This is a genomic window from Streptococcus mitis (assembly GCF_905187495.1).
In the GTDB taxonomy this organism is placed as follows: Bacteria; Bacillota; Bacilli; order Lactobacillales; family Streptococcaceae; genus Streptococcus; species Streptococcus mitis_CU.
In genome coordinates this window covers 281,147-299,828 of the sequence record NZ_CAJJIB010000151.1, presented here as the reverse complement: position 1 = coordinate 299,828, position 18,682 = coordinate 281,147, and the positions used below count along the sequence as shown (strand labels likewise).

At 41.6% G+C, this 18,682-nt stretch carries 16 protein-coding genes and 2 tRNA genes; 17 read left to right on the top strand and 1 reads right to left on the bottom strand.

Annotated features, from left to right (window positions below; translation table 11 throughout):
* Positions 1-2: 2 nt before the first annotated feature.
* Positions 3-959, top strand: coding sequence for an ABC transporter permease (locus tag JQ843_RS07605; RefSeq protein ID WP_023940960.1), 957 nt, complete (start codon positions 3-5; stop codon positions 957-959).
* Between the two features lie 35 nt (positions 960-994).
* Here JQ843_RS07605 and plsY read toward each other — a convergent pair whose 3' ends face one another.
* Positions 995-1,636, bottom strand: a complete 642-nt coding sequence (plsY, locus tag JQ843_RS07600) for a glycerol-3-phosphate 1-O-acyltransferase PlsY (protein WP_203213313.1) — start codon at positions 1,634-1,636, stop codon at positions 995-997.
* Between the two features lie 135 nt (positions 1,637-1,771).
* Here plsY and parE point away from each other — a divergent pair, with 135 nt between their 5' ends.
* The 16 genes from parE to sufU all read left to right on the top strand — a co-directional run bounded on the left by parE (position 1,772) and on the right by sufU (position 18,660).
* Positions 1,772-3,715, top strand: a complete 1,944-nt coding sequence (parE, locus tag JQ843_RS07595; RefSeq protein WP_203213312.1) for a DNA topoisomerase IV subunit B — start codon at positions 1,772-1,774, stop codon at positions 3,713-3,715.
* A gap of 27 nt (positions 3,716-3,742) precedes the next feature.
* Entirely contained in the window at positions 3,743-4,561 is an 819-nt protein-coding gene (locus tag JQ843_RS07590) for an aminoglycoside 6-adenylyltransferase (RefSeq protein WP_203213311.1), read from the top strand.
* 240 nt (positions 4,562-4,801) lie between these two features.
* Positions 4,802-7,273, top strand: a complete 2,472-nt coding sequence (parC, locus tag JQ843_RS07585) for a DNA topoisomerase IV subunit A (RefSeq protein WP_203213310.1) — start codon at positions 4,802-4,804, stop codon at positions 7,271-7,273.
* Between the two features lie 134 nt (positions 7,274-7,407).
* Entirely contained in the window at positions 7,408-8,430 is a 1,023-nt protein-coding gene (locus JQ843_RS07580; protein WP_000218997.1) for a branched-chain amino acid aminotransferase, read from the top strand.
* Positions 8,431-8,452: 22 nt separating this feature from the next.
* Positions 8,453-10,420: a peptide ABC transporter substrate-binding protein gene (locus JQ843_RS07575; protein ID WP_033681952.1), complete on the top strand. Its 1,968-nt coding sequence runs from the start codon at positions 8,453-8,455 to the stop codon at positions 10,418-10,420.
* A gap of 98 nt (positions 10,421-10,518) precedes the next feature.
* The gene (locus JQ843_RS07570; protein WP_000037113.1) at positions 10,519-10,749 is read left to right on the top strand and encodes a DUF2969 domain-containing protein; all 231 of its coding nucleotides are present in this window, start codon (positions 10,519-10,521) and stop codon (positions 10,747-10,749) included.
* A 49-nt stretch (positions 10,750-10,798) separates the two neighbouring features.
* Positions 10,799-10,879, top strand: a tRNA-Tyr gene (locus tag JQ843_RS07565).
* A 9-nt stretch (positions 10,880-10,888) separates the two neighbouring features.
* Positions 10,889-10,960: transfer RNA gene (locus tag JQ843_RS07560), tRNA-Gln, on the top strand.
* 161 nt (positions 10,961-11,121) lie between these two features.
* The gene (gene rpsA, locus JQ843_RS07555; protein ID WP_001001631.1) at positions 11,122-12,324 is read left to right on the top strand and encodes a 30S ribosomal protein S1; all 1,203 of its coding nucleotides are present in this window, start codon (positions 11,122-11,124) and stop codon (positions 12,322-12,324) included.
* Between the two features lie 85 nt (positions 12,325-12,409).
* On the top strand, positions 12,410-12,907 hold the full coding sequence (locus JQ843_RS07550; protein WP_203213309.1) for a GAF domain-containing protein: 498 nt from the start codon (positions 12,410-12,412) through the stop codon (positions 12,905-12,907).
* Positions 12,907-14,562: a DNA polymerase III subunit gamma/tau gene (gene dnaX / locus JQ843_RS07545; protein ID WP_203213308.1), complete on the top strand. Its 1,656-nt coding sequence runs from the start codon at positions 12,907-12,909 to the stop codon at positions 14,560-14,562. The genes JQ843_RS07550 and dnaX overlap by 1 nt, the downstream gene beginning before the upstream one ends.
* A 27-nt stretch (positions 14,563-14,589) precedes the next feature.
* Positions 14,590-14,784, top strand: a complete 195-nt coding sequence (locus JQ843_RS07540) for a DUF3272 domain-containing protein (RefSeq protein ID WP_001081602.1) — start codon at positions 14,590-14,592, stop codon at positions 14,782-14,784.
* A gap of 151 nt (positions 14,785-14,935) precedes the next feature.
* Positions 14,936-15,706, top strand: coding sequence for a Fe-S cluster assembly ATPase SufC (gene sufC, locus JQ843_RS07535; protein ID WP_000114489.1), 771 nt, complete (start codon positions 14,936-14,938; stop codon positions 15,704-15,706).
* A 27-nt stretch (positions 15,707-15,733) separates the two neighbouring features.
* The gene (sufD, locus tag JQ843_RS07530; protein ID WP_203213307.1) at positions 15,734-16,996 is read left to right on the top strand and encodes a Fe-S cluster assembly protein SufD; all 1,263 of its coding nucleotides are present in this window, start codon (positions 15,734-15,736) and stop codon (positions 16,994-16,996) included.
* 10 nt (positions 16,997-17,006) lie between these two features.
* Positions 17,007-18,233, top strand: a complete 1,227-nt coding sequence (locus JQ843_RS07525) for a cysteine desulfurase (RefSeq protein WP_203213306.1) — start codon at positions 17,007-17,009, stop codon at positions 18,231-18,233.
* Positions 18,220-18,660, top strand: a complete 441-nt coding sequence (gene sufU, locus JQ843_RS07520) for a Fe-S cluster assembly sulfur transfer protein SufU (RefSeq protein WP_004254772.1) — start codon at positions 18,220-18,222, stop codon at positions 18,658-18,660. Before JQ843_RS07525 ends, sufU begins: the two co-directional genes overlap by 14 nt.
* Positions 18,661-18,682: the final 22 nt, after the last annotated feature.

The window sequence follows — 18,682 nt, the reverse complement described above, 5'->3', positions numbered from 1 at the left end:
AGATGTCTATTACAACCTTGCTCACCCTCTTGGTGTCTTCTATGCTGATTTACTCAGCACCCCTCATCTTTACAAGTATTGGTGGTGTTTTCTCTGAACGTGGTGGTGTGGTAAACGTCGGCCTTGAAGGCATTATGGTTATGGGTGCCTTTTCTGGAGTTGTCTTTAACCTTGAATTTGCAGAACAATTTGGAGCAGCAACTCCATGGCTATCTTTGCTTGTAGCAGGATTGGTAGGGGGAATCTTTTCTATCATCCACGCAGCAGCGACGGTTCATTTCCGTGCAGACCATGTTGTCAGTGGTACGGTATTGAACTTGATGGCGCCTGCCTTGGCTGTTTTCTTGGTTAAAGTTCTTTATAACAAAGGACAAACCGACAACCTAAGTCAAACTTTTGGACGCTTTGATTTCCCGGTCTTGGCAAATATCCCAGTTATCGGCGATATCTTCTTCAAGTCAACTAGTCTTCTTGGTTATCTGGCCATTGCCTTCTCATTCCTTGCTTGGTTTATCCTCTTCAAGACTCGATTTGGTCTTCGTCTCCGCTCTGTCGGTGAACATCCTCAAGCAGCGGATACCTTGGGAATCAATGTCTACAAAATGAGATATTTAGGAGTTATCATTTCAGGTTTCCTAGGTGGAATTGGTGGAGCGATTTATGCGCAATCCATCTCAGTTAACTTCTCAGTGACAACTATTGTTGGACCTGGATTTATCGCCCTTGCTGCAATGATCTTTGGGAAATGGAATCCAATCGGAGCCATGCTATCTAGTCTCTTCTTTGGACTTTCACAAAGTTTGGCTGTTATCGGCTCTCAATTGCCATTCCTACAAGGAGTGCCTGCGGTTTACCTTCAAATCGCACCTTACGTTTTGACAATTCTTGTCTTGGCAGCCTTCTTTGGGAAAGCAGTCGCACCAAAAGCAGATGGTATCAACTATATCAAATCAAAATAAGCATACAAAAAAACGTCAGTACATCAACTGGCGTTTTATTTTTTAGGATGTTGATGGGTTAGGTTCAATCCCCAAGGGACTAAATTTTCAGTCTTGTTTTTGATACGAGCGATATTGTCCTTATGACGAATGATAATCAAACTAGCAAGAGCTAGGATAATAGCGATGAAGAGAGGATCATAGTGATTCAGAATAAAACCAAAAAGTGGAAAAAGTAGAACCCCGATAACAGCCGCGATAGATGCTGTGACACTAGATAGTGAAATCATACTACCAAGATAGAGGGTTCCAAAGAAAACAACTGCAAGGTAGAGACAGAAGACAGGTGCAAATCCGAAAACCACTCCAGCACTGGTTGCGACAGCCTTGCCTCCCTTAAATCCTGCAAAGATAGGGAAGGTATGTCCAATGACAGCCAAAAGTCCAAAGATGAGAGGCGAAACTCCTTGAAGATGAAACATAATCGGAAGCAGTGTTGCTAGGGTTCCTTTGAAAAAGTCAATCACAAAGGTTGCCATACCAGCTTTCTTGCCTAAAATGCGGAAGGTATTGGTCGTTCCAGTGTTACCAGAACCATGCTCGCGCAGATTGATTTGAAAGAATACTTGTCCAATCCAGAGACCAGACGGAATCGAACCCAGCAGATAAGCTAGGATTAATAAAACTATTGTAATCATACTCCTATTATATCATGAATTGGGAAAGAAAGGCAGAGAATCTCTACTGAAATTGTCACACCGGAGAAAGAAAAATTTTGCAAAATCCTTGGAAAACCTGTAGAATAGTAAAGATGAACGAATAGGAGGTTCCTTGTGTCAAAAAAGGAAATCAATATTAACAATTATAATGATGACGCCATTCAGGTGCTAGAAGGGTTGGATGCCGTCCGTAAACGTCCAGGGATGTATATCGGATCGACTGATGGGGCAGGTCTTCATCATCTCGTCTGGGAAATCGTCGATAATGCTGTCGATGAAGCCTTGTCTGGATTTGGTGACCGTATTGATGTGACCATTAATAAAGACGGCAGTTTAACGGTTCAAGACCACGGACGTGGGATGCCGACTGGAATGCACGCGATGGGAATCCCAACGGTTGAAGTAATCTTTACCATTCTCCACGCCGGAGGGAAATTCGGTCAAGGTGGTTATAAGACATCAGGTGGTCTCCACGGGGTGGGTTCTTCCGTTGTTAATGCCCTTTCTAGCTGGCTAGAAGTTGAAATCACTCGTGATGGTGCAATCTACAAGCAACGTTTTGAAAATGGTGGCAAACCTGTCACGACTCTGAAGAAAATCGGTACAGCGCCCAAGTCTAAAACAGGTACCAAGGTTACGTTTATGCCTGATGCGACGATCTTTTCTACGACAGATTTCAAGTACAATACCATCTCAGAGCGTCTTAATGAATCAGCCTTTCTCTTGAAAAATGTGACCTTGTCTTTGACCGACAAGCGAACAGATGAAGGGATTGAATTCCACTATGAGAATGGGGTGCAGGACTTTGTTTCTTATCTGAACGAAGACAAGGAAACCTTGACGCCAGTTCTATACTTTGAAGGTGAAGACAATGGTTTCCAAGTGGAAGTGGCCCTCCAGTACAATGACGGATTTTCAGATAACATCCTATCCTTTGTCAATAACGTTCGCACCAAGGACGGTGGAACGCACGAGACAGGACTCAAGTCTGCTATCACCAAGGTTATGAATGACTATGCGCGTAAGACGGGGCTTCTCAAGGAAAAAGATAAAAACCTTGAAGGTTCAGACTATCGTGAGGGGCTAGCGGCCGTTCTTTCTATCTTGGTTCCTGAAGAACACCTCCAGTTTGAAGGACAGACCAAGGACAAACTAGGAAGTCCACTAGCTCGCCCAGTTGTGGATGGCATTGTGGCGGATAAGTTGACCTTCTTCCTTATGGAAAATGGGGAGCTTGCTTCCAATCTCATCCGCAAGGCTATCAAGGCCCGTGATGCTCGTGAAGCGGCACGTAAGGCGCGTGATGAGAGCCGAAATGGTAAGAAAAATAAAAAAGACAAGAGCTTGTTGTCTGGGAAATTGACCCCAGCCCAGTCCAAGAATCCTGCTAAGAATGAACTCTATTTGGTAGAGGGGGATTCTGCCGGTGGTTCTGCCAAACAAGGTCGTGACCGCAAGTTCCAGGCTATTCTACCTCTTCGTGGTAAGGTTATCAATACAGCCAAGGCCAAGATGGCTGATATCCTCAAAAATGAAGAAATCAACACTATGATTTATACCATCGGTGCAGGTGTCGGAGCAGACTTCTCCCTTGAAGATGCCAACTATGATAAGATCATTATCATGACCGATGCGGATACCGATGGTGCCCATATCCAGACCTTGCTCTTGACATTTTTCTACCGTTACATGCGTCCGCTAGTCGAAGCAGGACATGTCTATATTGCCCTCCCACCTCTCTATAAGATGTCCAAAGGTAAAGGTAAGAAAGAAGAAGTGGCCTACGCTTGGACGGACGGTGAGCTAGAAGAGCTCCGTAAACAATTTGGTAAAGGTGCTACCCTCCAACGCTATAAAGGTCTTGGTGAGATGAATGCGGACCAGCTTTGGGAAACAACCATGAACCCAGAAACGCGTACTCTTATCCGTGTTACAATTGAAGATCTAGCCCGCGCCGAACGCCGCGTCAATGTCCTAATGGGTGATAAGGTAGAACCACGCCGTAAGTGGATTGAGGATAATGTCAAGTTTACGCTGGAAGAAGCGACGGTGTTTTAAATCGCTTTTTAATGAATGGGTATCAACATGAGAGCTGAAACAGAAATGCTAGATCTGATTTTACAGACTGCCAAAACTTTACAAGTCAAAGCTGTCGCTATGTCTGGTTCACGGACAAACCAAAATGCTCCAAAAGATGAATTTCAAGACTACGATGTGGTCTATGTCGTGGATGATTTTGATAATCTGATGAGTGACCTTTCTTGGTTGGACTATTTCGGAAAACGAATTATAGAGCAAGAGGTTGTTTTTGACCATCGTCGTCTTTATCTCATGCTCTTTGAAGATGGCAACCGTATCGATTTGACTCTTTGCCCAAAAGACTACATTCAAGAGTGGATAGACAGTGAGGCCGGATTTACTGTTTTAGAAGATCTAGAGCATTTATTTGAACCCTATTCACCAAATATAGAGCGTTACTGGACAAATTCAGCTACTGAAAAGGATTTTGAAAAAGTCTGCAATGAATTTTGGTGGGTATCTGCCTATGTAGTGAAGGGCATTTGTCGTAAGCAAGTCATCTATGCCACTGACCATCTCTATGGTATTTGTCAGCAAGAGTTGTTGAAGGTATTGGCTTGGAAGGTTTCAAGTGATAGGGGAAAGGTCGATATCGGTAAGAATTACAAGTATCTCTTTAACTATTTACCTGTGGAGAAAGAGAAGGAATTCTCAAATCTGCTTGATTTTTCAAGTATAGAGAAACTCAGCCATTCTTTATTTGCTACGATGAATTTTTTCCACCAAGAGGCTCAGTCCCTTGCTAAAAAGCTGGGATTTCACTATGATAAGGAAGTTGCTGAGAAGATGATTCAGTATGCTGAGGAGAGACTTCTTAATCGCTAACTAACTAAAGACCTTAATTTAAAAGATTAAACTACAGAAAGGGTCGTTTGGTTATTTGTAGTAACTGGACACGGGACTAATCCTTTCTACATCCTTTTATCATTACACACACTCTACATTCTTTGAAAGGAGTTGAACACGCCCTAAATGCTGTGTGAAAAAGATAAATTCTCTTGTGAGCATCTCTCACTGCAAGAATTTCCTATTTTCACTTTGCATTTTACGGGCTTTGTATCCTATATGAGTAACATTCAAAACATGTCCCTGGAGGACATCATGGGAGAGCGCTTTGGTCGCTACTCCAAATACATTATTCAAGACCGGGCCTTGCCAGATATTCGGGATGGCTTGAAGCCGGTTCAGCGCCGTATTCTTTATTCTATGAATAAGGATGGCAATACCTTTGACAAGAGCTACCGCAAGTCGGCCAAGTCTGTCGGTAACATCATGGGGAATTTCCACCCACACGGTGACAGTTCTATCTATGATGCCATGGTTCGTATGTCACAGGACTGGAAAAATCGTGAGATTCTAGTTGAAATGCACGGTAATAACGGTTCTATGGACGGAGATCCACCTGCGGCTATGCGTTATACCGAGGCGCGTTTGTCTGAAATTGCTGGCTACCTTCTTCAAGATATCGAGAAGAAGACCGTTCCCTTTGCTTGGAACTTTGACGATACCGAGAAAGAGCCGACAGTCTTGCCAGCAGCCTTTCCAAATCTCTTGGTAAATGGTTCGACTGGTATTTCGGCTGGATATGCTACGGATATTCCACCACATAATTTGGCTGAAGTCATTGATGCGACTGTTTACATGATTGACCACCCAACAGCCAAGGTGGACAAACTCATGGAATTCTTGCCTGGACCAGACTTCCCGACTGGAGGGATTATCCAGGGTCGTGATGAAATCAAGAAGGCTTACGAAACTGGTAAGGGGCGCGTGGTTGTTCGTTCCAAGACTGAGATTGAAAAGCTAAAAGGTGGTAAGGAACAAATCGTTATCACTGAGATTCCTTATGAAATCAACAAGGCCAATCTGGTTAAGAAAATCGATGATGTTCGTGTCAATAATAAGGTAGCTGGTATTGCTGAGGTTCGCGATGAGTCTGACCGTGACGGTCTTCGAATCGCTATTGAGCTCAAAAAAGACGCTAATACGGAGCTGGTTCTAAACTATCTCTTTAAGTACACAGACCTGCAAATCAACTACAACTTTAACATGGTGGCGATTGACAATTTTACACCTCGTCAGGTTGGGATCGTTCCAATCTTGTCTAGCTACATCGCCCACCGTCGTGAAGTGATTTTGGCTCGTTCCCGCTTTGACAAGGAAAAGGCTGAGAAACGTCTTCATATCGTCGAAGGTTTGATTCGCGTGATTTCGATTTTGGACGACGTCATTGCTCTTATCCGTGCTTCTGAGAATAAGGCTGACGCCAAGGAAAACCTCAAAGTTAGCTATGATTTTACAGAGGAGCAGGCTGAGGCTATCGTAACCTTGCAACTGTACCGTTTGACCAATACAGATGTAGTTGTCTTGCAGGAAGAAGAAGCAGAACTTCGTGAAAAGATTGCCATGCTTGCGGCGATTATCGGTGATGAACGGACCATGTACAATCTCATGAAGAAAGAGCTTCGTGAGGTTAAGAAGAAGTTTGCGACTCCACGTTTGAGTACTTTAGAAGATACTGCGCAAGCAATCGAGATTGATACAGCTAGTCTGATCGCTGAGGAAGATACCTATGTCAGCGTGACCAAGGCAGGTTACATCAAGCGTACCAGCCCACGTTCTTTTGCAGCTTCAACGCTAGAGGAAATTGGCAAACGTGATGATGACCGTTTAATCTTTGTTCAATCTGCCAAGACAACCCAGCATCTTTTGATGTTCACGACTCTTGGAAATGTCATTTATCGACCAATCCATGAATTGGCAGATATTCGTTGGAAGGATATCGGAGAGCATCTGAGCCAGACCATTACAAATTTTGAAACTAACGAAGAAGTCCTTTATGTGGAAGTAGTGGATCAGTTTGATGATGCGACAACCTACTTTGCGGCGACTCGTTTCGGTCAAATCAAGCGTGTAGAACGCAAAGAATTCTCTCCATGGCGGACCTATAAATCTAAATCTGTCAAGTATGCTAAACTCAAAGACGAGACAGACCAGATTGTAGCAGTGGCTCCGATTAAACTGGATGATGTTCTCTTGATTAGCCAAAATGGTTATGCCCTTCGTTTCAATATCGAAGAGGTACCAGTTGTCGGTGCTAAGGCTGCAGGTGTCAAAGCTATAAACCTCAAAGCAGATGATGTCCTCCAATCCGCCTTTATCTGTAACACCTCATCCTTCTACCTCTTGACCCAACGTGGAAGTTTGAAACGTGTTTCTATTGACGAAATTCCAGCAACTAGCCGTGCCAAACGAGGACTACAAGTCTTGCGTGAGCTAAAAAATAAACCGCATCGTGTCTTCTTAGCAGGAGCAGTTGCAGAACAAGGCTTCGTTGGTAATCTCTTCAGTACAGAAGTGGAAGAGAACGACCAAACGCTGCTTGTCCAATCGAACAAAGGAACAATCTATGAAAGTCGACTACAAGACTTGAATCTGTCAGAACGCACAAGTAATGGTAGCTTCATCTCTGACACGATTTCGGATGAAGAAGTTTTTGACGCTTATCTTAAAGAAGTATTTACTGAAGCTAAATAAGTGAAATGAAGAATCAGTTCTAAGAGCTGGTTCTTTTTATTGAAGAAATTTTCTGAAAATTACAAAATATACTTGCTATTTTAGAAAAATAGTGTAGAATAAAAGAAATAGGTTTTTAGAATAAGGAGTGGAATATGACAGTAACGATTGATTGGGAAAATCTCGGTTTTTCCTATATGAAATTACCTTATCGCTATATTGCTCATTTTAAAAATGGACAATGGGATCAAGGAGAGCTTACAGAGGATGCAAACTTGCATATTTCAGAGTCTTCTCCAAGTCTTCACTATGGTCAACAAGCATTTGAAGGTTTGAAAGCTTATCGTACTAAGGATGGTAGTGTTCAACTGTTCCGTCCTGATGAAAATGCTAAACGCCTGCAACGGACATGTGACCGTCTCTTGATGCCACAAGTTCCAACAGAAATGTTTGTAGACGCTTGTAAGGCAGTTGTTCGTGCGAATGAAGAATATGTACCTCCATATGGAACAGGTGGAACCTTATATCTTCGCCCTCTTTTGATTGGTGTCGGAGATATTATTGGGGTTAAACCGGCAGAAGAGTACATTTTCACCATCTTTGCTATGCCAGTTGGAAATTACTTTAAGGGTGGATTGGTTCCAACCAACTTCTTGATTCAGGATGAATACGACCGTGCGGCTCCAAATGGTACAGGTGCGGCTAAGGTTGGTGGAAACTATGCTGCAAGTCTCTTGCCAGGGAAATTGGCCAAGTCACGTCATTTCTCAGATGTTATCTATCTAGACCCATCAACTCATACAAAGATTGAAGAAGTCGGCTCAGCTAACTTCTTTGGAATTACAGCTGATAATGAATTTGTAACACCATTGAGTCCTTCTATCTTGCCATCTATTACCAAGTATTCTTTGCTTTATTTGGCAGAACATCGCTTGGGCTTAACTCCTATTGAGGGGGATGTCCCAATTGATAACCTTGACCGTTTTGTAGAGGCAGGTGCCTGTGGTACAGCAGCAGTTATTTCTCCAATTGGTGGAATTCAGCACGGTGATGATTTCCATGTGTTCTATAGCGAAACAGAAGTAGGTCCTGTGACTCGTAAATTATATGATGAATTGACAGGAATTCAGTTTGGCGATATTGAAGCGCCAGAAGGTTGGATTGTAAAAGTAGATTAAAATAAACTAAAGGAGATTTTTTATGAAATCGAAAAAGTGGCTCTTAACAGCAGGAGTGGTCCTGAGCACAACAGCTCTTTTAGTAGCTTGTGGAAAAGCTGATAAAGAAGCAGATGCACCGACAACATTTTCATATGTCTATGCAGTAGATCCAGCATCTTTGGACTATAGTATAGCGACTCGTACATCTACAACAGATGTCATCGGGAACGTGGTTGATGGTTTGATGGAAAATGACCAATACGGAAATGTTATTCCTTCCTTGGCTGAAGATTGGTCTGTGTCAAAAGATGGTTTGACTTATACCTACAAACTTCGTAAAGGAGTTAAATGGTACACTTCTGAAGGTGAAGAATATGCAGAAGTAACAGCCCATGACTTTGTGACAGGACTAAAACACGTAGCTGACGGTAAGTCAGACGGTGTCTCTCTCATCCAAAATTCAATCAAGGGCTTGGATGCCTACATGACTGGTGAGACCAATGATTTCTCTACAGTTGGTGTTAAGGCCTTGGACGATTACACAGTCGAATATACCCTAAACAAACCAGAAAGCTTCTGGAACTCTAAAGTCACTACAGCAACGATGTTACCTGTAAATGAAGAGTTTTTGAAGGCATCAGGTAAAGATTATGGAGCAGTTACTCCAGCAGGAATTCTCTACAATGGTCCTTATATCTTGAAGACCTTGACGTCTAAATCGTTAATTGAATACGAGAAAAATCCAAACTACTGGGATAAAGAAAAGGTAAAGATCGAAAAGATTAAATTGACTTACTACGATGGTTCTGATCAGGAATCCTTGATTCGTAGTTTCTCTTCTGGTGCTTATACGACAGCCCGTCTCTTCCCAAGTAGCTCAAACTTCGCTTCAACATTGGAACAATACGGAGATAAAATCACTTATAGCCCACAGGACTCAAGTAGCTATTACTTCACCTTTAACGTAAATCGTCAGTCATATAATAAAACTGCGAAAACAAGTGAAGAGCAAAAGACTTCTACAAAAGAAGCTATGCTTAATAAGGACTTCCGTCAGGCTATCAACTTTGCCTTTAACCGCCATTCTTATGCTGCACAGCTAAATGGTGAAGACGGTGCGGACAAGATTATTCGTAACAGTCTAGTTCCAGATAACTTTGTGCAAGCAGGTGGTAAGAACTTTGGTCAAATCGCTCAAGCAGAGTTGGTGAACTATGGTGACCAATGGAAAGGTGTTGAGCTAGTTGACGGTAAGGATTCTATCTACAACCCTGACAAGGCTAAAGCAGCCTTTGAAAAAGCTAAGAAAGACTTGGAATCTAAAGGGGTAACTTTCCCAATTCACTTGGATGTCCCAGTTGAACAAACAGATACCATCGCCGTTCAACAAAGCAACTCTTTCAAACAGTCTATCGAATCAACTCTTGGTGCTGAAAATGTTGTCATCGACGTTCTTCAAATGACAGATAATGAAAAGGAAACAATCACTTCACAAGCGCGTGTTCCTTCTCAAAAAGACTATGATTTGAACAGTACAGGATGGGCTCCAAGTTATCAAGACCCAGCATCTTACTTGAATATCATGGATCCTAAATCAGGTTCTGCTATGAAGCACCTAGGTATTACTAAAGGGAAAGATAAAGATGTTGTAGCTAAACTTGGTTTAGATGAGTATAAGAAATTATTGGATGATGCGGATTCAGAAACTACGAATCTTGAAGAACGCTATGAAAAATATGCCAAGGCTCAAGCTTGGTTGACAGATAGTTCATTATTGATGCCAACAGCCTCATCTGGTGGTTCTCCAGTTGTAAGTAATGTAGTACCATTCTCAAAACCATACTCACAAGTTGGTATTAAGGGTGACCCATATATCTTTAAAGGAATGAAATTACAAAAAGATATCGTTACGACAAAAGAATATGAAGAAGCACTGAAAAAATGGCAAAAAGAAAAATTGGAATCAAATGGTAAGTACCAAAAAGAACTAGAAAAACACATTAAATAAAGCAGAAAACTCTATATCAGACATGGAATGATATAGAGTTTTTTCTTGCTAGTTTTAGGATTTTCTTGTAAAATAGAAAAAGTGAAGAGAGGTATGAAATGAGTAAGAAAGATAAAAAAATTGAAATTCAAGTAGCAGATGCCAAGGTTAATGTAGGAAAAGACAGTTTTGAAGGCTATACATTGACCATTGGTAAAAAAGTTATCGGAGAAATTGCCGAATTAGATGGACAATTTGCCATCATAAAGAATGGGAATGTCGATAGTTTTTATAAAAAATTGGAAAAAGCTGTGGAAATTTTGATTGAAAATTATAATTTAGCAAAATAAGTCTTGTTTTTTGGAAATTTTCATGATATAATAGTCCATGTTGATTGTAGGAGAGATAGCGAAGAGGCTAAACGCGGCGGACTGTAAATCCGCTCCTTCGGGTTCGGGGGTTCGAATCCCTCTCTCTCCATTTCATCAATGGGGTATAGCCAAGCGGTAAGGCAAGGGACTTTGACTCCCTCATGCGTTGGTTCGAATCCAGCTACCCCAGTTCTTAGGTAATGATCAAGATAAAAAGCAAAATATCTTAGGGTATTTTATTTTTATAATTGAAAGACGTGAACGATATGAACTTGTTCTTGCGGGTGCTTAGGAAAAAAATTATAAGTATGTCAAGTTTAAGAAAAACTTGATTGTTGGAGGATTTTTTAGATGAACGAATTTGAAGATTTGCTAAATAGCGTTAGCCAAGTTGAGACTGGTGATGTTGTTAGTGCTGAAGTATTGACAGTTGATGCGACTCAAGCTAACGTTGCAATCTCTGGAACTGGTGTTGAAGGTGTCTTGACTCTTCGCGAATTGACAAACGATCGCGATGCAGATATCAATGACTTTGTTAAAGTAGGAGAAGTATTGGATGTTCTTGTACTTCGTCAAGTAGTTGGTAAAGATACTGATACAGTTACATACCTTGTATCTAAAAAACGCCTTGAAGCTCGCAAAGCATGGGACAAACTTGTTGGTCGCGAAGAAGAAGTTGTTACTGTTAAAGGAACTCGTGCCGTTAAGGGTGGACTTTCAGTAGAATTTGAAGGTGTTCGTGGATTTATCCCAGCTTCAATGTTGGATACTCGTTTCGTACGTAACACTGAGCGTTTTGTAGGTCAAGAATTTGACGCTAAAATCAAAGAAGTTGACGCTAAAGAAAACCGCTTCATCCTTTCACGTCGTGAAGTTGTTGAAGCAGCTACTGCAGCAGCTCGCGCTGAAGTATTCGGTAAATTGGCTGTTGGTGATGTTGTAACTGGTAAGGTTGCACGTATCACAAGTTTCGGTGCTTTCATCGATCTTGGTGGTGTTGACGGATTGGTTCACTTAACTGAATTGTCACACGAACGTAACGTATCACCAAAATCAGTTGTAACTGTTGGTGAAGAAATTGAAGTGAAAATCCTTGATCTTAACGAAGAAGAAGGACGCGTATCACTTTCACTTAAAGCAACAACACCTGGACCATGGGATGGCGTTGAGCAAAAATTGGCTAAAGGTGATGTAGTTGAAGGAACAGTTAAACGTTTGACTGACTTCGGTGCATTTGTTGAAGTATTGCCAGGTATCGATGGACTTGTTCACGTATCACAAATTTCACACAAACGTATTGAAAATCCAAAAGAAGCTCTTAAAGTTGGTCAAGAAGTTCAAGTTAAAGTTCTTGAAGTTAATGCAGATGCAGAGCGCGTATCACTTTCTATCAAAGCTCTTGAAGAACGTCCAGCTCAAGAAGAAGGACAAAAAGAAGAAAAACGTGCTGCTCGTCCACGTCGTCCAAAACGTCAAGAAAAACGTGATTTCGAACTTCCAGAAACACAAACAGGATTCTCAATGGCTGACTTGTTCGGTGATATCGAACTTTAATCAAATTGAAAATTCACAAAATCCTTTGTTTTCTAAACAAGGGATTTTTCTTTTGTCTGTAAGCCTTTTTTGATATAATAGTTCTATGTTAGAATCAGAAAAACAATCACGTTATCAAATGTTAAATGAAGAGCTATTTTTTTTATTGGAAGGTGAAACCAATGTTTTGGCTAATCTTTCCAACGCCAGTGCTCTTTTAAAATCACGCTTTTCCAATACTGTATTTGCAGGCTTTTATTTGTTTGATGGAAAGGAATTGGTTTTAGGTCCCTTCCAAGGCGGTGTTTCCTGCATCCGTATTGCACTTGGAAAAGGTGTTTGTGGGGAGGCAGCTCACTTTCAGGAAACTGTTCTGGTTGGTAATGTAACAACTTATCCCAACTATATTTCTTGTGATAGTCGAGCTAAAAGTGAAATTGTTGTTCCGATGGTTAAGAATGGTCAATTGCTCGGGGTTCTGGATCTGGATTCTTCAGAGATTGATGATTATGATGCTATGGATCGAGATTATTTGGAACAATTTGTCGCTATTTTGCTTGAAAAGACAGAATGGGACTTTACAATGTTTGGGGAGAAAGCCTAATGTATCAAGCTCTTTATCGAAAATATAGAAGTCAAAACTTCTCCCAGTTGGTTGGACAGGAAGTTGTGGCTAAGACTCTTAAACAAGCAGTAGAGCAAGAGAAAATAAGTCATGCCTATCTTTTCTCTGGTCCACGTGGAACGGGAAAAACTAGTGTGGCTAAGATCTTTGCCAAAGCTATGAACTGTCCCAATCAAGTGGGTGGTGAACCTTGTAATAACTGCTATATTTGTCAAGCGGTGACGGATGGTAGTTTAGAAGATGTCATTGAAATGGATGCAGCCTCTAATAACGGGGTGGATGAAATCCGTGAAATTCGTGATAAATCTACCTATGCGCCTAGCCTTGCTCGTTATAAGGTCTATATCATAGATGAGGTTCACATGCTGTCTACAGGAGCTTTTAATGCCCTCCTAAAGACGTTAGAAGAGCCAACACAGAATGTGGTCTTTATTTTGGCTACTACTGAATTGCACAAGATACCTGCGACTATTCTATCCCGTGTGCAACGTTTTGAATTTAAATCGATTAAGACACAGGATATTAAGGAACATATTCACTATATCTTAGACAAAGAAAATATCAGTTCTGAACCAGAGGCTGTGGAAATCATTGCTAGACGGGCTGAAGGTGGAATGCGAGACGCCTTGTCTATTTTGGATCAAGCCCTAAGTTTAACACAGGGAAATGAATTGACGACTGCCATTTCTGAAGAAATTACTGGCACTATTAGCCTATCAGCCTTGGATGATTATGTGGCTGCCTTGTCTCAACAGGATGTTCCCAAGGCCTTGTATTGCTTAAATCTTCTCTTTGACAATGGTAAGAGCATGACTCGTTTTGTGACCGACCTTTTGCACTATTTAAGAGACTTGTTAATTGTCCAAACAGGTGGAGAAAACACTCATCATAGTCCAGTCTTTGTAGAAAATTTGGCACTTCCTCAAGAAAATCTGTTTGAAATGATTCGCTTGGCGACAGTCAGTTTAGCAGATATTAAGTCTAGTTTGCAACCTAAGATTTATGCTGAGATGATGACTATTCGTTTGGCAGAGATTAAGCTTGAACCAGCTCTTTCTGGGGCAGTTGAACATGAAATTTCTGCATTGAGACAGGAAGTTGCCCGTCTCAAACATGAACTCTCAAATGTGGGCACTGTACCAAAAACAACTAGTCCAGTACTTACCCGTCCAGCAGCGAGCAAGACCGTCTATCGTGTGGATCGTAATAAAGTTCAATCTATCTTACAAGAGGCTGTCGAAAATCCTGATTTAGCACGTCAAAATCTGATTCGCTTGCAGAATGCCTGGGGAGAGGTAATTGAAAGTCTTGGAGGTCCTGATAAGGCTCTGCTAGTTGGTTCTCAACCGGTTGCAGCCAATGAACACCATGCTATTCTTGCTTTTGAATCTAACTTCAATGCTGGTCAAACCATGAAACGAGACAATCTCAACACCATGTTTGGCAATATCCTCAGTCAGGCAGCAGGTTTTTCACCTGAGATTTTAGCTATTTCCATGGAGGAATGGAAAGAAGTTCGCGCAGCCTTTTCAGCCAAAGCAAAATCTTCTCAAACTGAAAAAGAAGCAGAAGAAAGTCTGATTCCAGAAGGATTTGAATTTTTGGCTGATAAAGTGAAGGTCGAGGAAGACTAAAGAAAGATTTCATGATACAATAAGTTTATGAATAGACAACAATTTATTATCATTGCGCTGTTTACAGCTGCTGAGACCTATTTTTTCAATGAAGCCTGGATGACTGGTCGCTATATTATGGCAGCCTTTTGGGCCATTTTGCTCTTCAGAAATTTCCGAGTTAGTTACTTGATGGGCAAGATTGTAGATGTCATTGACCAGCATTTAAAAGGAAAAGACTAGTCCTCAGCTTCTAGACAAAATCAAAGCCTTTTAGGCTTTTTTTTGTTATACTATAAAAGTATATTTATTGACCTTTTACCGTATTTTCTAGGGAAATCAAGTATGTTTCTAGTGAGTACTGGTAAAGGCCTTGAAAAAGAAAGGAACTATCATGTCAGTATTAGAGATCAAAGATCTTCACGTTGAGATTGAAGGAAAAGAAATTTTAAAAGGGGTTAACCTGACCCTGAAAACAGGAGAAATTGCCGCTATCATGGGACCAAATGGTACTGGTAAATCAACTCTTTCTGCCGCTATCATGGGAAATCCAAACTATGAAGTGACCAAAGGTGAAGTCTTGTTTGATGGCGTAAATATTCTTGAGTTAGAAGTGGACGAGCGTGCGCGTATGGGACTTTTCCTTGCTATGCAATATCCATCAGAAATTCCTGGTATTACTAACGCTGAGTTTCTTCGTGCAGCCATGAATGCTGGTAAAGAAGACGATGAGAAGATTTCAGTTCGCGAGTTCATCACTAAGCTAGATGAAAAGATGGAATTGCTCAACATGAAAGAAGAAATGGCTGAGCGTTACCTCAACGAAGGTTTCTCTGGTGGTGAGAAAAAACGTAATGAGATTCTTCAACTTTTGATGTTGGAACCAACTTTTGCCCTTTTGGATGAGATTGACTCTGGTCTTGATATTGATGCCCTTAAAGTTGTTTCTAAAGGTGTGAATGCTATGCGTGGTGAAGGCTTTGGTGCTATGATTATCACTCACTACCAACGTCTTTTGAACTACATCACACCTGATGTGGTACACGTCATGATGGAAGGTCGTGTTGTTCTTTCTGGTGGTCCCGAATTGGCTGCGCGTTTGGAACGTGAAGGATACGCAAAACTAGCTGAAGAACTTGGCTACGACTACAAGGAAGAATTGTAATTCCCTCGTGTCTTTTAGGAGAAGTAAATGACTAAAGAAAATATTAAACTTTTTTCAGAAATGCACGCTGAACCAAGCTGGTTGGCTAATCTCCGTCAAAAAGCTTTTGACAAGATTGAGACTTTGGAATTACCAGTTATTGAGCGTGTCAAATTCCACCGTTGGAATCTGGGTGATGGAACGATTACAGAAAGTGAGCCATCAGCAAATGTTCCAGATTTCACAGCTCTAGATAATCACTTGAAGTTGGTTCAAGTAGGAACTCAGACTGTTTTTGAGCAAACTCCAGTTGAGTTAGCTGAACAGGGTGTCGTCTTTACAGACTTCCACTCAGCTTTAGAAGAAATTCCAGAGCTAATCGAAGAATTCTTCATGTCATCTGTTAAGTATGACGATGACAAGTTGGCAGCCTACCATACAGCTTATTTCAATAGTGGTGCTGTTCTCTACATTCCTGATAACGTGGAAATTGCTGAACCAATCGAAGGAATTTTCTATCAAGACAGCGATAGCGATGTGCCGTTTAACAAGCATATTATGATTATCGCTGGTAAAAATTCTAAGATTAGTTATCTGGAACGTTTAGAGTCACGCGGTGAAGGAAGTGCCAAAGCAACTGCTAATATCACAGTAGAAGTAATTGCACGTTCTGGTGCTCAAGTGAAGTTTGCTGCTATCGATCGTTTAGGAGAAAACGTCACTGCCTACATTAGCCGTCGTGGTAAATTAGGCAACGATGCAAGCATTGACTGGGCAATCGGTGTCATGAACGAAGGGAACGTCGTTGCGGACTTTGATAGTGACTTGATTGGTAACGGTAGCCATGCAGATCTCAAGGTTGTAGCTCTTTCAAGTGGTCGTCAGGTACAAGGGATTGATACTCGAGTGACTAACTATGGTTGCAACTCAATCGGAAATATCCTACAACATGGGGTTATTCTTGAAAAAGCAACTTTAACTTTCAACGGTATCGGGCACATTATCAAGGGGGCTAAGGGAGCAGATGCGCAACAAGAAAGTCGTGTTCTCATGCTTTCAGACCAAGCGCGTTCAGATGCCAATCCAATTCTTTTGATTGATGAAAATGACGTAACTGCAGGACATGCGGCTTCTATCGGTCAGGTAGATCCAGAAGACATGTACTACCTCATGAGCCGTGGTTTAGATAAGGCAACTGCAGAACGTTTGGTTGTTCGTGGTTTCCTTGGCTCCGTTATCGTTGAGATTCCAGTCAAGGAAGTTCGTGATGAAATGATTGCAACTATCGAAGAAAAATTGTCAAAACGCTAAGGGGTAGCCTATGTTAGATGTAGAAGTGATTCGCAAGGATTTTCCAATTTTAGACCAGATTGTTAATGATGAACCATTGGTTTATTTGGACAATGCTGCGACGACACAAAAACCACTAGCAGTTCTGGAGACGATTAACCGCTACTATGAGAACGACAATGCCAATGTTCATCGTGGCGTTCATACCTTGGCAGAAAGAGCGACAGCTTCTTATGAAGCCGCTCGTGAAACTATTGGTGAGTTTATCAATGCAGGGTCTACAAAGGAAGTTCTCTTTACCAGAGGAACGACAACCAGTCTGAACTGGGTGGCACACTTTGCAGAGGAAGTCTTGACTGAGGGAGACCAGGTTTTGATTTCTGTCATGGAACATCATTCCAACATCATTCCTTGGCAGGAGGCCTGTCGCAAGACTGGAGCAGAGCTTGTCTATGTTTATCTCAAGGACGGAGCTCTGGATATGGATGATTTGCGAACTAAATTGACTGACAAGGTCAAGTTTGTTTCGCTAGCTCACGCCTCCAATGTTCTTGGTGTGGTTAATCCTATCAAAGAAATCACTCAATTGGCCCATCAAGTTGGAGCCATCATGGTGGTGGATGGTGCTCAATCTACTCCTCATATGAAGATCGATGTCCGGGACTTGGATGTGGACTTCTTTGCCTTTTCAGGTCACAAGATGGCTGGTCCAACTGGTATTGGTGTTCTTTATGGTAAAGAAAAGTATCTGGAACAAATGTCACCAGTAGAATTTGGTGGTGAGATGATTGATTTTGTCTATGAGCAATCTGCTAGTTGGAAGGAATTGCCTTGGAAATTTGAGGCTGGAACTCCTAATATGGCAGGTGCAATTGGACTTGCTGCGGCAGTAGATTATCTTGAAAAGATTGGTATGGATGCCATTGAAGCCCATGAACAAGAATTGATCGCATACGTCTATCCAAAACTGCAGGCGATTGAAGGATTGACTATTTACGGTTCGCAGGACTTGGCTCAACGTTCAGGTGTCATTGCCTTTAACCTAGGTGACCTTCATCCTCACGACCTTGCGACTGCTTTGGATTATGAAGGAGTGGCTGTTCGAGCAGGTCACCACTGTGCGCAACCCTTGCTCCAGTATTTGGATGTTCCAGCCACAGCTCGTGCAAGTTTTTATATCTACAATACCAAGGCAGATTGCGATAAGCTAGTCGATGCCTTACAAAAGACAAAGGAGTTTTTCAATGGCACTTTCTAAACTAGATAGCCTTTATATGGCAGTGGTAGCGGACCATTCGAAAAATCCACATCACCAAGGGAAGTTGGAAGATGCTGAGCAAATCAGTCTCAACAATCCGACTTGTGGGGATGTTATCAATCTCTCTGTCAAGTTTGATACAGAGAATCGTTTGGAAGATATCGCTTTTCTAAACTCAGGTTGTACCATCTCAACTGCCTCTGCAAGCATGATGACGGACACAGTTTTAGGAAAAACCAAACAAGAAATCTTAGAACTTGCGACTATTTTTTCTGAAATGGTTCAAGGGCAAAAAGATGAACGCCAAGACCAACTAGGAGACGCAGCCTTCTTATCAGGCGTTGCAAAATTCCCTCAACGAATCAAGTGTGCAACCCTAGCTTGGAACGCTTTGAAGAAAACAATTGAAAATCAAGAAAACAAGTAAGGCAAGTTTCTTTTGTCTTATG

Coding starts and splice junctions, on each gene's coding strand:
- JQ843_RS07605 (WP_023940960.1), top strand. CDS start 3: ATGTCTATTACAACCTTGCTCACCCTCTTGGTGTCTTCTATGCTGATT.
- plsY (WP_203213313.1), bottom strand. CDS start 1,636: ATGATTACAATAGTTTTATTAATCCTAGCTTATCTGCTGGGTTCGATT.
- JQ843_RS07590 (WP_203213311.1), top strand. CDS start 3,743: ATGAGAGCTGAAACAGAAATGCTAGATCTGATTTTACAGACTGCCAAA.
- parC (WP_203213310.1), top strand. CDS start 4,802: ATGAGTAACATTCAAAACATGTCCCTGGAGGACATCATGGGAGAGCGC.
- JQ843_RS07580 (WP_000218997.1), top strand. CDS start 7,408: ATGACAGTAACGATTGATTGGGAAAATCTCGGTTTTTCCTATATGAAA.
- JQ843_RS07575 (WP_033681952.1), top strand. CDS start 8,453: ATGAAATCGAAAAAGTGGCTCTTAACAGCAGGAGTGGTCCTGAGCACA.
- JQ843_RS07570 (WP_000037113.1), top strand. CDS start 10,519: ATGAGTAAGAAAGATAAAAAAATTGAAATTCAAGTAGCAGATGCCAAG.
- rpsA (WP_001001631.1), top strand. CDS start 11,122: ATGAACGAATTTGAAGATTTGCTAAATAGCGTTAGCCAAGTTGAGACT.
- JQ843_RS07550 (WP_203213309.1), top strand. CDS start 12,410: ATGTTAGAATCAGAAAAACAATCACGTTATCAAATGTTAAATGAAGAG.
- dnaX (WP_203213308.1), top strand. CDS start 12,907: ATGTATCAAGCTCTTTATCGAAAATATAGAAGTCAAAACTTCTCCCAG.
- JQ843_RS07540 (WP_001081602.1), top strand. CDS start 14,590: ATGAATAGACAACAATTTATTATCATTGCGCTGTTTACAGCTGCTGAG.
- sufC (WP_000114489.1), top strand. CDS start 14,936: ATGTCAGTATTAGAGATCAAAGATCTTCACGTTGAGATTGAAGGAAAA.
- sufD (WP_203213307.1), top strand. CDS start 15,734: ATGACTAAAGAAAATATTAAACTTTTTTCAGAAATGCACGCTGAACCA.
- JQ843_RS07525 (WP_203213306.1), top strand. CDS start 17,007: ATGTTAGATGTAGAAGTGATTCGCAAGGATTTTCCAATTTTAGACCAG.
- sufU (WP_004254772.1), top strand. CDS start 18,220: ATGGCACTTTCTAAACTAGATAGCCTTTATATGGCAGTGGTAGCGGAC.